General features: G+C 40.8%; 17 protein-coding genes and 1 pseudogene. 2 read left to right on the top strand and 16 right to left on the bottom strand.

Annotation, left to right across the window (positions count from 1 at the left end; genetic code table 11):
* Position 1: 1 nt before the first annotated feature.
* The 6 genes from T504_RS0101625 to T504_RS0101595 form a co-directional block, all read right to left on the bottom strand.
* Complete coding sequence (locus T504_RS0101625; RefSeq protein WP_033169325.1) at positions 2-1024, bottom strand: tetratricopeptide repeat protein; 1023 nt, start codon at positions 1022-1024, stop codon at positions 2-4.
* A gap of 14 nt (positions 1025-1038) precedes the next feature.
* Positions 1039-2157: a hypothetical protein gene (locus T504_RS0101620; protein WP_033169324.1), complete on the bottom strand. Its 1119-nt coding sequence runs from the start codon at positions 2155-2157 to the stop codon at positions 1039-1041.
* A gap of 13 nt (positions 2158-2170) precedes the next feature.
* On the bottom strand, positions 2171-4120 hold the full coding sequence (locus T504_RS0101615; RefSeq protein ID WP_033169323.1) for a tetratricopeptide repeat protein: 1950 nt from the start codon (positions 4118-4120) through the stop codon (positions 2171-2173).
* Positions 4121-4136: 16 nt separating this feature from the next.
* Positions 4137-5216 carry a hypothetical protein gene (locus T504_RS0101610; RefSeq protein WP_033169322.1) on the bottom strand — a complete coding sequence of 360 codons (1080 nt, stop codon included), beginning with the start codon at positions 5214-5216 and terminating at the stop codon, positions 4137-4139.
* A 4-nt stretch (positions 5217-5220) separates the two neighbouring features.
* On the bottom strand, positions 5221-6723 hold the full coding sequence (locus tag T504_RS0101605; RefSeq protein ID WP_051635136.1) for an AAA family ATPase: 1503 nt from the start codon (positions 6721-6723) through the stop codon (positions 5221-5223).
* Between the two features lie 423 nt (positions 6724-7146).
* Positions 7147-7743, bottom strand: a complete 597-nt coding sequence (locus T504_RS0101595) for a recombinase family protein (protein WP_033169320.1) — start codon at positions 7741-7743, stop codon at positions 7147-7149.
* A 182-nt stretch (positions 7744-7925) separates the two neighbouring features.
* On the opposite strand from T504_RS0101595, the gene T504_RS0101590 reads away from it, so the two are divergent.
* The gene (locus T504_RS0101590) at positions 7926-8186 is read left to right on the top strand and encodes a helix-turn-helix domain-containing protein (RefSeq protein ID WP_033169319.1); all 261 of its coding nucleotides are present in this window, start codon (positions 7926-7928) and stop codon (positions 8184-8186) included.
* A 167-nt stretch (positions 8187-8353) separates the two neighbouring features.
* Here the strand turns inward: T504_RS0101590 and T504_RS0101585 are convergent, their stop codons facing one another.
* The 8 genes and pseudogenes from T504_RS0101585 to T504_RS15055 all read right to left on the bottom strand — a co-directional run.
* Positions 8354-9010 (bottom strand): PBECR4 domain-containing protein, encoded by a 657-nt coding sequence (locus T504_RS0101585; RefSeq protein ID WP_033169318.1) that lies wholly within the window; start codon positions 9008-9010, stop codon positions 8354-8356.
* A 565-nt stretch (positions 9011-9575) separates the two neighbouring features.
* Positions 9576-9818: a nucleoside 2-deoxyribosyltransferase gene (locus T504_RS14720; RefSeq protein ID WP_197018659.1), complete on the bottom strand. Its 243-nt coding sequence runs from the start codon at positions 9816-9818 to the stop codon at positions 9576-9578.
* Between the two features lie 10 nt (positions 9819-9828).
* On the bottom strand, positions 9829-10239 hold the full coding sequence (locus tag T504_RS13560; protein WP_231473841.1) for a hypothetical protein: 411 nt from the start codon (positions 10237-10239) through the stop codon (positions 9829-9831).
* Positions 10240-10265: 26 nt separating this feature from the next.
* Positions 10266-10367 carry an NB-ARC domain-containing protein gene (locus T504_RS15060; RefSeq protein ID WP_369793595.1) on the bottom strand — a complete coding sequence of 34 codons (102 nt, stop codon included), beginning with the start codon at positions 10365-10367 and terminating at the stop codon, positions 10266-10268.
* A gap of 357 nt (positions 10368-10724) precedes the next feature.
* On the bottom strand, positions 10725-11381 hold the full coding sequence (locus tag T504_RS0101570) for a pentapeptide repeat-containing protein (protein ID WP_197018658.1): 657 nt from the start codon (positions 11379-11381) through the stop codon (positions 10725-10727).
* A 282-nt stretch (positions 11382-11663) separates the two neighbouring features.
* On the bottom strand, positions 11664-12449 hold the full coding sequence (locus tag T504_RS0101565; protein WP_051635135.1) for a hypothetical protein: 786 nt from the start codon (positions 12447-12449) through the stop codon (positions 11664-11666).
* A 165-nt stretch (positions 12450-12614) separates the two neighbouring features.
* Entirely contained in the window at positions 12615-13463 is an 849-nt protein-coding gene (locus T504_RS13555; RefSeq protein WP_072022686.1) for a PD-(D/E)XK nuclease family transposase, read from the bottom strand.
* A 336-nt stretch (positions 13464-13799) separates the two neighbouring features.
* A pseudogene (locus T504_RS15055) lies at positions 13800-13961 on the bottom strand (1-deoxy-D-xylulose-5-phosphate synthase N-terminal domain-containing protein); the annotation flags it as partial.
* A 178-nt stretch (positions 13962-14139) separates the two neighbouring features.
* On the opposite strand from T504_RS15055, the gene T504_RS0101550 reads away from it, so the two are divergent.
* Entirely contained in the window at positions 14140-14511 is a 372-nt protein-coding gene (locus T504_RS0101550) for a MerR family transcriptional regulator (RefSeq protein WP_033169315.1), read from the top strand.
* A 77-nt stretch (positions 14512-14588) separates the two neighbouring features.
* Here the strand turns inward: T504_RS0101550 and T504_RS0101545 are convergent, their stop codons facing one another.
* Both T504_RS0101545 and T504_RS0101540 read right to left on the bottom strand, forming a co-directional pair.
* The gene (locus tag T504_RS0101545) at positions 14589-15065 is read right to left on the bottom strand and encodes a pyridoxamine 5'-phosphate oxidase family protein (RefSeq protein ID WP_033169314.1); all 477 of its coding nucleotides are present in this window, start codon (positions 15063-15065) and stop codon (positions 14589-14591) included.
* 168 nt (positions 15066-15233) lie between these two features.
* Positions 15234-17027, bottom strand: a complete 1794-nt coding sequence (locus T504_RS0101540) for a sensor domain-containing diguanylate cyclase (RefSeq protein ID WP_033169313.1) — start codon at positions 17025-17027, stop codon at positions 15234-15236.
* Positions 17028-17352: the final 325 nt, after the last annotated feature.

Raw genomic sequence — 17352 nt, 5'->3', positions numbered from 1 at the left:
ATTATTCTTCATCATATATTGGTTTAGTCGATTCTATAAACCATTCAACATCATCAATACCATTTTCATGTGCTTTCTCATACCAGTAATCAGCTTTTTCTTTATCTCTTTTTACGTCATAACCATAATCATAGCATTGAGCTAAATTATACATTCCTTCAGCACTGCCACCATTTGCTGACTTTTCAAACCAAGTTAAAGCCATATCTAAATCTACATCTCTTCCCAGTCCTTGAAAGAACATTTCTCCCATTTTATTTTGCGCCTCTGCATTTTCACTCATAGCCGACCTACTAAACCATATTATAGCATCATCAAATCTATCTTCATTAAGATAATGAACGCCCAATTCTAACATAGCATCGGCATCACCGCCTTTTGCAGCCTCTTTGTACCAATACAGAGCCTTTTCCTTATTATTTTCAAATTCACTATAAACTTTTCCAAGGCCATACATGCCTTCTGCATTTCCTTTATCTGCAGCAATCTTATAGTATTCTTTTGCCTTTATTGGATTTTCATAATAATAATAATAAATTGCACCTAAGATAATCAAACTTTCTACATCACCAGCAATAATAGCCTTTTCGAGCCATTCTTTCGCAATATCATAATTGTAATCACTACCTTCGGTATAATATTCTCCAATCAATCGTAAAGCGACAGGATTTTGGTATTCGGCTGCCTTCATTAATAATGAAATGTATTTTTTTCTATCGTTATCCTTGCAAATCAATGCTAGCTGAAGTATTTCACCATCTTCTTTTTCACTATCTAAATTTGGAATTTCAATATTAAACACTGAATAAATTCTATTTCTAAAATCATTCATAGATATATCTATCGCAAGCAGAGTATTTGCTTCAGTTTCATAATTTCTATCTTTCAACCACTTTACTAATCTTCCATCCATAAAATAATGAATTATTCTGTTATAATCCCAATACTTTATTATCTCATCAATGTTATTTCGAGCTTCATATCCATCCTTTAGAATCAATGCAAATTTAACTTTTCTCGCCATTGTTATTCCTCTTATCATTTTATCAAATCCAAAACCGTGCAATTGGTGCTATCAAGGTAAACTCCTTTCAATATATTCTTTTCATCGGCCGTTAGTTTAAAATATGTCCCTGAACAAATTTCCGCCATAACATTTAAAAACAAGCTTACCTTACTTTTATTTTTCCTCGCAATCAATGAATCATCAACACTTTTCATTGCCTCTTTTCCATAATAAATATGCAAATCACGATCTACCAGTCTTATATCATCATATAAAATTCTTTTACTACCGCTTGTGCAATCTCTCATATATACAGAATTATTTGTTATAACAAATAATTTATTCCAGTGTTCACCTTTACGACTTTTTGATTCATGTAAAAAAATTATCGTTTCTTCATTTTTGGTAATCAAATCATTAATCTCTTCATAATTCTTTAATATGTTATCATTATTATCTCTGTGTATATTCACAATTTTAGAAAACAATTCCTCAATAACTTCTACGCTTGGTTTTTTCTCTGTTACACTAGTTAAATTTATTTCCACTATCTCTGGAAGAATTAAGTATGTTTTATCAATTTTTACATTGCTGAATTTTATATTCATTTTGTCAAAATTTATTTTCGTTTCACATTCAATTTTAACCGTTACATTCCCTAGTCCTACATATTTTACATTTTCGTATTTTGGTGATATAGATAAATCTCTACCACATAAATATATCACCTTATTTTTCCGTTTATAAAGCATCTCTAGTTCTTCCTGGGTAGTTGCCACACTTTCTATATTCCCTAACACGTCTTCATCGCTGGTGTATTGTCTTATAAACTCCCGTTTCTTTATTGTTATCTCATCTTCAATCATTATTTTATCTGCGTCAATACTTTTACTGTCAACCTTAAAAATATAACACAATTTTTCCTTGAAATCAGGAGCATCTGGCTTCAAAAAACTTAATGCAATCACTTCCGCTTCATAATGACGGTCATCCAACCATTTTTCTAACTTACCATTCAGAAAATATTCTACAATTTTAGCATAGTCAAAATGATCGCGTATCTCATCAATGTTATCAGAAGCTCTATAGCCATCCTTTAATTCTAAACCAAATCTTATTTTTCTGGCCATGTAAATCACCGCCGTTATCATATCTTATACATTTTTACAAATACTCTAAAACAGAATCCCCATCCAAAGTTTCTAATCTCATCTTTGAAAGACGCATTCTTTCATCATCATTGAATTGATATTTACAATCGCCACAAATTTTTGCCATCACTAGAAGAAATAGTCTAATACCATACAATCCGGCATATTCTTTCCATAAGTAAGACCTATTTCCTTCCAGTTCTCTTTTATCTCCGCCCTTAGTTTTGTACATCAATTTGTTATTATATTCGCCTTCAATACTTACATTTTCTATATCGCAATACTTTATTTGTATGATTTTTCCACTATAATCTCTAATAATCAAACAATAATCTTTGAAAATTAAATATTCATCAGAAGTAAGTATATTAGTTTCTCTCAGTCCACCAATCACACAGTCACTGCTTCCTTTGTAATGCTCAAAAAATTTTCTAACTGCTTCATCACGCCATTTTTGATAAGGAAAGTTGTATCTTTTTATCTCTTCATCGCCGTCTGTTTTCCACAAAAAAGTTCCATTTTTTAATTTCCCATTAATTAGCACGCCCAAAAGTTCAGCAATTATATCCGTTTTTCTTAGATCAGTTGTTGACTTGTGATGAGTTACAGTATTTTCAGACAATCTATTTATTGCCTCTTCATTTCCTGCTTCCGCTGATTTTTCATACCATTCTGATGCCTTATCCCAGTTCTTAATAACCCCATCTCCATTTTCATAACATTGTGCTAAATTGTACATCCCCCAATCATAACCTGATTGAGCCGATTTTTCATAATAGGAAAAAGCAATTTGGGCATCATTTTTCACACCCTCGCCATTACCGTACATAAGTCCTATTTGATTTAATGCTTCTCCATTATCACGATTATTATCAATTACTTTTGTAAACCACGCCAGAGCCTCTTTATAGTGCTTATGTTCTCTTTCGTATCGCCCCATTCTAATCATACCGTCTTCATGACCTGCATCAGCAGCTTTTCTATACCACTTCAACCCCTTCTTTTCATCATATTGGTAATATTCGTAAAAATATCCCAAGTAATACATTCCATAGGCATCGCCTTTTTCAGCTGCTCTCTTATAGTATTTTTCTGCATTGGTATATTCTTCTTCATTACAACAAATATGCCCCATTCTAATCAGGCCTGTATCGTATCCGTTCTTAATCGCTTTGTTATACCATCTTTTCGCCTCTGTAAAATTTTCCTTATCCTCACAATAAAAACCAATTCTAAACATTGCCTCTGCATTACCTAATTCTGCAGATTTTTCCATTAGCTCTATATATTTACCATCATCCTCTTCATAATACTCAAGTGCTTCTATAAATATGTCTACTGACTTATCTTCATCACTAATATTATTTTCTTCTTTCGCCACTGCCTCTTCGCACAATCTCAGATATTCATCATTGAAATTGACATTTTCAAAGATAATATTACTCTCTGTGAAATTTACCGGCTTGCTACTTCTAATTATCGCCGTAGGTCCAGCAATGCCGATATATTTTACATTTTCTGCCACTAAAGGAATAACATATTCGCCTCTACACAAGTATATTTCCGGCTCATTATTTTTTACTAACTCTAGCAATTCTTTTTGATTAGTTGCCACCTTAGCAATGTTCTGCAGTACATTTACATCAGCGGTATATTGTTTCACATATTCCAGCCGCGCTACCAATTTTGCATCCACAACGCTTTCATCTTCATCGGTGGCCTCAGCATCTACCCCTAGTATGGCAAAAAGTTGCTCTTTAAAATTACCATCTTCTACATTTAGCTTGCCGATTGCATCAGCTTCTTCATCATAGCCACGGCGAGACAGCCAGCTTTGCAAGCGTCCGTCTATAACATAGGCTACGACCTTGCCGTAATCAAAGTATTCCCTTATCTCTTCTATACTGTTACGCACCTCATGCTCATCCTTCAAGTACAGAGCAAATCTAACCTGTCTCGCCATTTCCCATTCCTCCACCTTATAACCCGAAAAATTCCAGAACCTTATTCCCGATATTCTTTACGCTTTCCACAACCTTGTTGACGGCCTTATAGGCAGTTTCCGCCACTTTCGTAACTACAGGTTGGATTTTCTTAAAACCTTCATATACCATCTGGGTAACTTTATGGTTAGCCTTCTTGGTTATAGATTCACCAACAGCCACCCCCACCACAGGACCGACAATGGGAATTGCCGCCAAAAATTTTGCAGCAACGCCAGTCGTGCATAATTCACCGATAGCCGCTGAGGAAACCCTGCCCATGCGTTCTACGGCTTTTGCCACACTTGTCTGCCCCCGAAATACCTGTCCTACCGTTCGAATGCTCTCCATGCCCCAGCAGGCTATGGTTGATATTACCGATAGCGGCGTTTTCTTGGTCAAGAAGGGAATAATCCCTTTGTCACTCGCCACTTTCAAAGCACCGGCGGCAACAGCCTTAAAACCTACATCCACCGTGGAGCCTACAGGTTCTACGGTGGGGTCTACTCCCTCTGCCAACGATTCCCCATCACTTTCCACACGATCACAGTTTGCGGCTAATGCCCCGCCGCCGATCCCGGACAAAACGACTTGCTCTGTCAGATTTTTTGCTATGGCCTTTAATGACAACTCATTCCAGTCTTTTTCTTCACCGACAACATTCTCGTAACTTTCCTTTATCTCGATAACTTCACCCGGCGCATGAAGGATTTTTTGCGCGGCGGTATTGCCGATAGCTAGAGCTTTATTGACAGCCGACAAGTATTCACCCTTGGACTGTTCGCTATCGGCAGGCATGGCGTTCAGCTTGTCCTGCAACCATTCCTCCTTGGTGCTACCGGCGGCACAAGCTTCCTCTACTTGTCGTAAATTTTCATTGAAGCTGTCAATCCCCGTCATAAGAGTTGAAGCAACTTCTTTTGCTCCCTCGCCGATATGTTCTGCTAATTTGTCGGAAAGCCATTCCCCCGTACTTTGTTCCTTCGGCCTTCCCAACCATGAAGACAACATATCCTTTGCCGTTGAAAAAAGTCCGGTCTTTTCCTCCTGACCAAATCCCTTGATATTTATGCCCATATCATCAGCCCCTTTCCAGAGAAGCGTTGGCAAATTTCTTGTTCTCGTAGGTCTTTTTCATGGCCTGCAAGGAATCTTTCATGGTCTCCGAGATAGGATGTGTACGCTCGATAGTCGCCAGCAAATCTGCCGTTTCCAAGTGTTCCTTTTTCGCCACAAAAGCTTCCTCGATAGCTTCCCGCACAATTCCTTCTATATCGGCACCGCAGTAGCCCTTCGTTGCATCAACCACTTTCCGCAAGTCAATATTTGCCAAATCCTGCGGACGGCGTTTCTTGATATGGATTTCCAATATTTTCTTACGTTCCTCATCCTTGGGCATATCCACATAGAAAATCTCATCAAATCTTCCTTTACGCATAAGCTCCGGCGGCAATTTGGAAATATCGTTGGCAGTGGCCACCACAAACGCCATGCTATCCTTTTCCTGCATCCATGTGAGGAAATTACCGAATAAGCGAGTTGTGACTTCCGAACCGGTGCCGCCGGACTGAATACCTGCAAAGGCTTTTTCAAGTTCGTCTATCCATAGGACGCAGGGAGAACTAGCCTCCGTGAGATGAATGGCGCGCCTCATATTGCCTTCGGACTCGCCTACATATTTTCCCATAAGCCGCCCCATATCCATTCTGAGCAGGGGAATATCAAAGGTTTTGGAAGCCGCCTTAGCCGCCAACGACTTGCCACAGCCGGGCATACCAGCGATAAGCACGCCTTTTGGAATATCCAACCCATACTTTTTAGCTTCATTGACCCGCGCATAAATATCTGCTTTCTTGCTCAACCAATTTTTTAAGTTTTCCAGACCACCGATATCTGCCAGTGTTTCCTTGACATTTATCATTTCCAATATGCCAGATTTTTTTATCATCTGCTGCTTCTGTTTGCGAATAAGGGGCATATCACTCATATCCAGACGACCATCATCGGATATGGCCAGTGCCAGTATATTATCAATTTCCGTTTCCGTCAGCCCCCGCAAAGATGTAGCCAATGTTTCCATAAAGTCCGGCACTGGTTCCGTACAGTCATTCTCCTGACAAAACTCCCTCACACGCTCTTTTATCTGTTCGCCATCAAGATAACCGGTACTTATCAATGTCACATACAGTTCCAATTCCCTTGGAATGGTCTGCAGCGGTGCTAATATCACCAAATTGCATTCAGCTAAATTGCCTACAGCTATTTCCTCGGCGATGTGTCTCAGGTGGGAAATTATTTCCGGCCTTTCCAGCTGACTATTTATATCCTCAATGATAAAAACCTTTCCCTCCAAATCGCTTTCAATAGTCTGGACAGCGGTGAGTAAATCACTATTCATGGATAAATCCGCAGAGCGAAGTCCACCATGCAAGCTCCAAGTCGCACACTCTCTATGCTTGCGCTTTGCCACCTCTCCTATGAGATTTCTATACATCCCTATCTCAAGTGTATCAATGTAAATTATCGGCATTCCGGAATCCACATATCTGCCGATCTCTTTTTTTAAATCTTCCTGTGATTGCATTTTCTAAACCTCCCATACCTCCATAATAAACAAGGCATAACGGACAACAGCCGATACGCCTATTTTTTTACGCTGGTTAACGCTTTATGTATCAAATTTTTTGTTCACCGTCCACGAATGTGGTTTCCCGTTCCCCTTCCGCGGGCACTTTCCCGGCTGGGGCTTACCCATAGATACAAATCTGATTTCCTTCTTGCCACACTGGCTACACATATACTCAATTCTTTTCGTTGCCATAACTGCAATCCCTCCCATACAGATCTCTTCATTAGTGGCAGATATATCATGGTATTTCTGCCACCCGATGAATCCTTGATTTCGCGATTCCTTAAATATTATTGTAATCTTTTGACAAAAAGCGGAAAATTCCTGCTGGAACAATGTGAATTTTAGGTGGCAAATAAGCCATGGCTTTTTTGCCACTTATTCATGTGTCCATTTGTGGAAGGTAGGCCTAGATACTCCTAGAAGGCGTGCTGCTTCACGCTCAGATATCACACCAGCAGACCACTGACGGCGTATTTCCTCGAACTCTGCCGGTCTTGACAGCGTCTTCCTGCCGAACTGTACGCCACGAGCCTTGGCTGCCGCTATGCTTTCGGCAGTTCTCTGAATATTGAGTTCCCGTTCCTTCTGCGCCACATACGAAAAAATCTGTATGACCAAGTTCGAAATCAGCTTACTGGTGATGTCATTTACATACTTCTGCCGTGTGTCTACCAATGGCAGATCAAACACCACCAACGCAACATCCTTCTTGCGGGTAATAATATCCAGCTGCTCAATCATCTCATCATAATTACGCCCAAGCCTGTCAAGACTTTTAACCACTAAGGTATCGCCATGCTCCAATCGGGCTATCAGCCTGTTGTATGCAGGCCGGTCGAAGTCCTTGCCACTTTGCTTATCAGCAAATACGCATTCTCTGGGAACGCCAAAGTTTTCCATAGCAAGCCACTGCCGGTCATCCTTCTGCGCAAGTGTCGATACCCGGATGTACCCATAAATATTGTTCTCCATAAGAATTCCTCCCCATCTAGCTAAATAGTTAACGACATTTTCATTTTAGAGGAATCCTTGATTTCGTTATAGTGATTAGTCACTTATATTACCATAGTCTTCCTTGTTAGTGAAGTATCACTTGAAAATATTTATGCCATGTGCTACAATGCCTGTAAATATCATCATACGAGGTATACCATATGGACACACAAAAAGTTATTGCCAACCGCATCCGCCAGCTTTGCCGGGAGAGCAATGTAACGCCAAACAAGATGAGCAAGATATCTGGTGTGCCCCAGGCCACGATCAAGAGCATTCTTCTCGGCGAAAGCAAGAACCCCGGCACGGTCAACATAAAGAAACTCTGCGATGGTTTCGGCATTACGCTGGGAGAGTTCTTCAGCACTGCTGAATTCGATGCGCTGGCCATTGACATGCGTGACCACATTAACCAGACCTAAAGTAAGCCCCCTGTTTTCCGTTAAAATTCCAGGAAACAGGGGGCTCTTATTATATTCGTTTGTGTTTTCCGCCGGAAGATGGCAAAATTTCTCCCCATTCTTGCCACCATGAAACCTTATCTATCAAGCCTTAACTTCCTGTGCCGAACCAGATGCAAAACCATATCCTAACAATCAATAGTTCTACGCAACTCCTCATTCATGAGTGCAAACACATACTCCGGCAAAACCGAAGCATTCTTGTCTTGAAACAGCAACTCTCCATATAATTTGGCATCGTTAGGCTTTACAAAGATATGTGATACGGCAAAAACATCCTTCGACTTCTGAAAGCAATCTTCATCCCGGAGCGATTCCACTATATAGCAGTTACCTTTTTCATTTCCATCCGCATCCTGCTCCTTATTCATACAAAGCGTGAACTTCAAATCCGTGGTACCAAATTTATACGAACGGGTCTGTGTTGTAATTTCCTCGAGCAGAAAACTTTCTGCTCCGGCCAGATTTGCTACTTCCTCCAAATGCTGAAGTTTACGGCAACAAAGTTCATACGGATGTCTAGCCGTAAAGCCTATCTGATTAACCTGTAATTGCCTACGCACAGCTGAGCGATAGAATTCCTTAGCCGACAACGGAGAGTCTACCCCCGTTAGATGTTTAAAATTGGCGGCCTTGTATAGCACTTCGATGTAACGACCATCGAAAACATACATAAAAGTTTTACCTACCAGATGTTCCTTATAAATCCTTGCCGCCTGCTTGATAGTTTCGACAACACGCCTGCGATCAGCCTGCCTACGTGTGCCTAAATTGCCATGTGCCATACTCTCCCCATTCTCTACACACAAAGAAAGGCACCAGACTGTCTGGTGCCACAAGATTCCAATGAAGCGGTTTTATGCTGGCTGTCAGCCTCAGCACCCTTGCGAGTGCCTGTTGTCGCCGGTATATTAAGTCCCCGGCGCGGACTCGCCTTATCTCCCCGGCACGGGCTCAATGCCCTGACGGACATCTATAAGTCTCAGTCTTTAACCTGCCTGAGCACAGTACAGCTTTTACATGCCGCTACACGGAGCTTTCGCTCAACTATATTATACATGATGATATTCTCGATATCAATATCTGTCTGATAATTTTCATAAAACTTCTTGTAGGTTGGTGTCGCAGAGAAGCGTTACAAACAGGCTATATTTCCTGGCCACTTGCTCCGTCAGCTTTACTATCAGGCATCCGCATCAGATATGTCTCACCAGTGCCAGTATCTCTGCTTCATCAGCATATCGATGTATATGGAATCGTTCATTTCCAGCCAGCATAGCCGAAAGCTGCGTTTCTTTAGAGCAGTAGAAAATATGTACTTCCTTGCCATGAGCTTCAGCATAGGCCAGTTCATATCCTACGCCCAGCGATACCTGGGTACCATTCTGTCACCACAACATCACACTCTCGCAGCCACGCCGTATCCTGTTCATAGATGGCCTTGTCATCTTTGTCTTCCACCGTGGACAGGCTCAGGTCACCCACATGCTCGGTAAGCACCTGATGCTTCTCTTTCAGGGCCGCTATCAATTTGCGGTAAAGTTCAGCATCTTTTCTTCCACCACGGATAGAGCCTGCAAAATATACCTTCATCACCACAACCTCACTTCATCTTCAGATCCAGTAGTACCTTATCTGTTTCCCACGGAGATATCATTGTATAGCTAATCCCCGCGCCTTCCAAGACTGCCTTGATTTCCTCAGCCTTTACCTTGGCACGTTCCAGGTTAGTCTCCTTGCGCCCATCTATGCTGATAAACTCATCATTGCGGCGCAGAAGGTATTCCTCATTATCGAATTTGGCATGCTCGTGCATCACCAACTGATCAAAGAGTTCATCCGGCGTGTTGTTGTAGATGATGTTCAACAGCAAAGGAGAATCACAGACCGCATACTCGACACCATATCGTTCCAATGTCTTCAGTCGATGCACCTGCTCAGCAAAGAGATACAGCTGATCCTGCACAATGTCCGTGACATTCTGGCACCAAAGCCACTTGGCATATTCACCCACTAGCTCCGTCTTGTGGCCTTTGCGTTTCAACTTCGAAAAATATCTGCGGCAATAGTGCTCTTGCCAATGCCAGCACCGCCATAAAAATTTATTACTTTCAAATCATTCGCCTCGTAAAAATAACGCATGATCTAAAACCATGCGTCACATACCATCAATACTGTCTTTCTTGGCTTCCTTCATTATTCATTCTTCAGACCAATTTGCCATATCTTTAATACAATCAACATCTATAACTTTCTCAATATAACATAAAAACTCCGCCAAGACAATATTTTCTCGCCAAAGCCAATTTTCATTACCCCAAACAATCGGGGGAGTTAAGTGTTAACAGTCTCAAACCAATAAAACAAGTAAAACTCACTACTGTCGAAATATCTGCTACCATAGACACCCCTCCTCGAATGTTAGCCATCATGTTACAGTCCCCGATCCTTGTTGCCAAGACCATAAGCATCGCAATCTCTCGATTGCGTGGGGCAGGACTATTTAAGTATACTACTTTTTTTGAACTTGTGCAATCCAATACTGCAACACCCATACGTTATTAGCCTTTTTTTCTCCTTCTCAGTCAAGCACTTGAGATAATCAATAATTTGAGCCTCATTATTTTTTCTTAGTAATAAGTATAGATTTAGATGGTTTGGCTTTTTATTGGATATCCATAGAACCTTTGTCTTTAGCAAATATTTATTACTTTTTAAGGACTCAAGAACACTCATTAGATTTTCTGAGTATTCCCTCTCAGGATACCGATTAAGTATCTCTGTCGTTTCTCCTATCTCTATCCCCTCGCATTCCTTTAGGTTAGTATTTACAATTGCAGAATATTTCAAATCAGCTCCCACAAAATCACAACTTTTAAATTTACATCCTTGAAATACACAATCAATAAATACAGCATTTTTAAACTTGCATTTTTTGAAAGTCGTCCCCCAAAAATCACAATTCTTAAACAGTGTTTTATTAAATGAACTCCTTGAAAAATGAGCACCTCTAAAATTAATAAATTCGAAAGACTCATTATCACCTTTACAATTCACAAATATACTCTTCGATAAATAACGATATTTCATGGCTTTCAATTTTTTTACTTTTGAATAGCCTATTACCATCATCCGTTTTATCTTTTTTCCAGCCACTATATCCCTCGCTAACATTTCAAAAATCTTTAACAATCATTTTTATGACATCTTACATTAGAAAAATAGCTTCTTACAAACAGAACACATTGCTTGATATTATACTAAAGAGATCATCATTTATATATTCATTCACTACACTCATTATCTGTAATACAGGTTTCTTCATCAAAATGTACTTCAAAGTAGTTTATAGGGATGTTTTCCTTACCTCGAAATATATGATAAACCGTATACGCCCTCAAGTTTGTGGTGTATTCGCATGGAATATCACAACATTTTTTATCTCTTTCCGTTGGATTCAGCAATTATATTATATCCATTAGTATCCGCCCCTTTATTTGATTTAACCAAGAACTTCATGATAACACTTGTTAACTCTATCACATATTCCATTTCATTCTTATTCACAGAGTCATTATGTTTCACATGATGATTTTGAAAATCAGTATAGTATTTGATGATTGGATGAATCATGTTCATCAATTCTTTAGATGCTCCTAATTGGTGTAAATATATACAAATACCAGGTATTTGATTCTCTAAACTCTTATCATTATTAAGTAGATTTTTCACAAGCAATTCAAAAGCTAAGCGAATATCATCAAGTGCATTCCTTTCGAAGATTCCACCTTCATATTTACTCAATGCACTTTCATACTGCTTTAACGCCTCTGGATAATTAACAAGCCAATGCTTTGTTTTTTGAATAAATTCCGTATCACTTAAACGCTCTGTGGATAAATTTCCATATCTAAAAAATAGTTTTCCTCGTAAGGTATTAACTTCGTCATTCATAATAAAACACGGGAGGTCACATAAGTCCTTTATAATTTGGAACTGTTCTTTAGAATTAAAGCATTTAATGTTTTCAACAAAAGCTGTTCGTTTATTCGGTGCATCAAACGGATACTCATCAAATGGAATATTTTTCCCATAATCAATAGCATAACCATTAAAATATTCAACTATTTTCGACCCACTTAGGCCTTGATTTGTATCTGCAAGAATGTTAGCAGAAAAAATAAGGAAACTATTATCCAATGTATCACGGGATTGGTTATTCAATGTTTTTTCCTCCTGCCTACTTCAGCACATATCTGTTAGCCAAAAACTGTACAATTACAGAAAAGCGCACGGCATAACACCATGCGCCATATTTCATCAGTTCTTATCTTTCTTGACTACTTTTATTATTCGTTCTTCAGTCCACTTTGTAACATCCTTGATAAATTAAACATCCATGCCCTTTTCCCACAGATTTTTTATAATCTCAATGGTTTTATTCTCTGCTCCACGTTCATAGATTCCTTCACTCAAGTTGCACATCGTTCTCAACTCCTCTTCCAGCTCAGCGGTAACTTCAATATCAAACTTCTTTCTGAGGATTTCACTTTTCTCTTCAGCAGATTTCGTTGTTTCCTGAAATATCAACTGCAACATGGACAACATCCTGTTCCGCACCGGCCTTTGCGCTAGATAGACCATCACAATGTTAAGCAGATCATAATTCGCCTGTTGTTCCTTGTATTTGCCGACTAGATGGTGCTCTGTCATACGATAATGGTTGATGACACTCTTGTCTGTAGGAGATTCCATGCAAATCCATATAGTGTATACCTTCTTGACCTCGCTGTAGTCCGAGCCACTAAATTCTGTTTCCTTCTGTGACGATATCAGTCTGCTGCCGTAGAACAGAGCCCTTTTCATGAGAATATACTTCAGCGTTGATTCTGAGAAGGTTTTCTGAGTCTCTATGTTAATTATGAGACGTATACGTTCGCCGCTTTCCGGGGTAATGGCATGGAAGATGATGTCAAAGGTAATCCATCCCTCTGTTACGTCCCCTGCCTCGTTCTTAAGCCCCTTTATTTTCTTCGGCTTTTTCACCGCATTCGTCTTACCAGGATTCACCGGCACCTTACTGATCTGAATATCACCTTCTATACACTTTTCGGCAATTTCTTTAAGACCTACGTTCTTGAACTCCGGCACGGTTCCTTTCAGAAGGTATGCCGCTACAGAGCGCTCCGACAAGATATTCTTGGCAGCAAGATCATACTGCGGGATTATTGAAACCAAGCAGTTCTCCTGCTGGCGTTTGACTTTGTGTCATGGATGGTGACTCCTCTATTTCTTGCTTGAATTATACCACAAATCCTCACCCCCATAAAGCCCCCTTAGCCCAGGTAACTAGCTTCATGCCTATTTTGCATACCCTACAAACGATTTCCTTATAATATACAAACGATTGCTTTTTACCTTATGCACCCCCTTGATTCAATCAATGCTTCCTCATCCCCTCTCCAGGACCAACCTACCGTTTTTATATATACCCCAAAATGTACTAAAGACCTCGAAGCCCCTTATTTCATAGGGTTTCAAGGTCTTTATGTTTTCGTATAATTGTATCAAACAGGCTATAATTTTGTCCACAATGCCAAAGTCCGGGCCGAAGTGACCACCATGGACGCTGGCCCGCTTCAGCATGGCCTCACGCATTTCTGCCGCCAATGCCTGGCGCTGCTGAGCAGTGAAATCCTTGATATCTTCAGGGCTGTTAATCTTTTCTAAGTACATAAAGTCGCTCCTTTTCGCTAATGTCTTTGGGATGGCTATAACGATACACCTTGGAGCAAACTTCAAGTCAAGCAACTTTTTTCTGTCCTGATGAAAAAAATTTTTCCCTTGACTTAGAGTGCGCTCCAAGTGTTAAACTGAAGTTGTATAGACGAACTTTAAGCGCGAGGTGATATGCATGACCATCAAGGAAGTCAGCGAAAAATACGATTTATCTGCGGATACTATCCGCTACTACGAGCGTATCGGCCTTATCCCCCATGTGCCCCGCAAAGAAAACGGCATCCGGGATTTTGACGAGACCGCCTGCGGCTGGGTGGAGTTTTCTAAATGCATGCGCAATGCCGGTGTACAGGTAGAGGCTTTGATTGAATACGTTGACCTATACTTCAAGGAAGGCACCGAAGAAGCCCGCAAAGATATTCTGGTGGAACAGCGTGCCCGCCTCCAGGAACAGTACGAACAGCTCAAGGCCACCATGGAACGGCTGGACTACAAAATTGCCCATTACGAAGAACTCATGGCCAAGAAGTGCCCTAATTTGAAATAAATTCGCCGTCAAAAAATGAAGAGGACTGCTGCAGCAATCATTGCAACAATCCTCTTCATTTTTTTGGCCACACATGCTTATGATTCATTGACCAGCTTCCCGGTCATATGTTCCGGCACTAAAGCCAAGCACTGCACTCGGGGCAAGGCATACTTCAGCTCTTTTTCCAGATAGGCTTCATCATCGGTAAATTTTTTCACCAAAGCAGTGCCGATTTCCCTGGCTTTCGCTTCATCTGTCACCAGCTTCATCCTGCCAAAGACCACCACGCTTTTGATATTCAGCGCCCATTCGCCAGGATTCCTGTAACCTTCATCATGAACACAGAAACTCACCTTATCGCAGGCCTTGATGGCATCAAGCTTATGCCCCGCTTTGGCACTATGAAAGTAAATCACGCCATCTGTCTCTGAGAACCAATGGTTCATGGGAATGCCATAGGGATAACCATCATCACCAAGCAAAGATAATACTCCCCTTTTCTGCTCCCGCAGGATTTTTCTGCATTCTTCCTCACTAAGCTGCTGCTTGAATCTGCGCATTTTCCTAAACATATAATCTTCCTCCCTATAAAAAACGCCACTTCCTTATCTTCCAAGACCTAACGATAAGAAAATGGCGCTTCTCCTGCTACCCGGTGGCAGCAGGTACCTGTTGAAATTGTCTGCTTACAGCATACGGCAAAGAAACGATACTGTCAACATTTCTTTCCTCCATGCAAGTTAGGAACCATTCGTTATCGTTTTTTTGCTGATGCCAGCTTTTCCCACCACACGATTCCGGCCACCTTCTTTTGCCTGATAAAGCGCCTCATCGGCCCGCTTGACGAAGGAATCCATATCATCTGCTTCCATGATGCTCGTAACCCCAAAGCTCATCGTTACATGGCGCACCACCACATAACAATTTGCTTCAACCTGCCTACGCAGCATTTCTGCAAATGCTTTTGCCTCTTCCAACTCAGTATCTGGCAGTGCATATAAAAATTCCTCTCCGCCCCAACGGCCGAAAACATGCGCAGGCTGCAGATTTTCTTTGATCAACGCTACTGTCTCCCGCAGCACCATATCCCCCACATCATGTCCATAAGTGTCATTAACTTGCTTGAAATGATCAATATCCATAAAAATCAACGAGATTGGTGCATGGTCTTCCGTTCTGAGTTTTATCATTTCTTTTATTTTATGTTCAAGCTCCCAACGGTTATAGATACGCGTGAGCCGATCCGTATAGGCAATTTTCCCTAATTCTTTGTTCCGTTGATCCAATTCCAAGGATGTTGTCTCGAGGAAATGTAGGATCCGATCTACAAAGGGAATATAATCCCGCTCCTCTTCTTCACGCTTATCTTCTTCCGCAAAACGAATGTTGGCACGAATCGTGTCCTGCACCAACGGATCTTCGGTAAGCCCGACAGCAACCAGTGCACTATTTAGGACTCCGCCGCCAGCTACCGCAAAGAATAACTCTGCATAACCTACCGCTACCGAAAAATCCGGCGATAACGCACAATAACGATCTGTTTCGCGTTTTGCCTGCGCTTTGAGAAAGCGGACACGATTCCCACATTCAAATAGGAAAATGGCTTCCGGCTTAAATTCCTTCATTTTTTGTACCGACTGGTCAATAATGTAAAAAAGATTGTCCCGATTGCCATAAGATAAGCGAAACGTATCACCTTTTTCCACATCCGCAATAAGGTGAATGGCTCCTGCTGAATCGTAGGCAAAAGGAACTCTGGCTATCACGCAATCCTGCCGGTGAAAAATCAACGGAAATTCACATACATTATGCACAAAGTATTTATTGGGCCGCACATTCAGATATTTCGAATAAACCTCTGTCGCTGGCTTGTGATCAATCTCGGTTATGATATTATCGTTGTCTATTTTGGTTACCAGCATCTCAACGCCAATTTCCTTGAATCCCAGGCAGTTATCCATATAGAGCCGTAAGTCATCCCCCGCAAAAATAATAGCGGTTATTCCATTGGCATTGGCAGTTTTCCCATATACCTTAGCAATATTCAATGCCCGAATGCTGCGTCCTGCCTTGGCCCCAAAAACAGGCAATTTATGATGGCTGAATTCCGTGATGAACGCATTAATATCAGAGCTGCTGCAAGAATAACAAACCAGCATACAGCGAGCATCATAAATATCTTCTAGTTTATTATTCAGGATACGTCCAGCCACAAACCCGGTTTGCTGCGCCATATCAAAATCAAACGCAAATAATCGTGTCGTTTGAAAATAGGTGACATTCAATTCCACAGGATTATCCTGAATATCAAATTCCACATCTGCGATATTCGCACAGGTAATTCCCACCAGACAAGCCTTTGCGCAGTGTGCATGGATATACCCCACAATTCTCGTGTCATCCATATTGACCTTTGGATTATAAAGCTGCAAAAGGACTCCGGATGCTTTATCATAAACCTCACTAGTTAATATCTCTGCGATTATCTCTTCTAATCCAGCAAATGTCTGAAATACATATTTTTTCTGGAGCATTATTATCACTCCTTCGCCATCTTGCCACATCAAACAGCTGACTAATCAGCAAGCCCCGCGTAGCTATGCAATCGATTACCTTTTTCACATACTTCCTACTAACAAAATTCGCCTATACACAGTCGGATACCTTCTTATCCCTACGACTTTTCCTTATATTTTCCTGTCCGAAACTCGAATATAAAAAAGGATTACCCAGTTCATGTTCGAGGTAAATCGCCGGCGGCGGGGACCCCAGTACCAACGCTCCACCGGTGACAACCCGCTACAAGAAATTTTTGCCTTTTAATTAAGAGTTGGAAAACAGTTAAACGCGCTTCGCTTG

The organism is Selenomonas sp. ND2010, assembly GCF_000702005.1.
Lineage (GTDB): Bacteria > Bacillota > Negativicutes > Selenomonadales > Selenomonadaceae > Selenomonas_A.
This window is presented reverse-complemented; position numbering and strand designations above follow the sequence as displayed.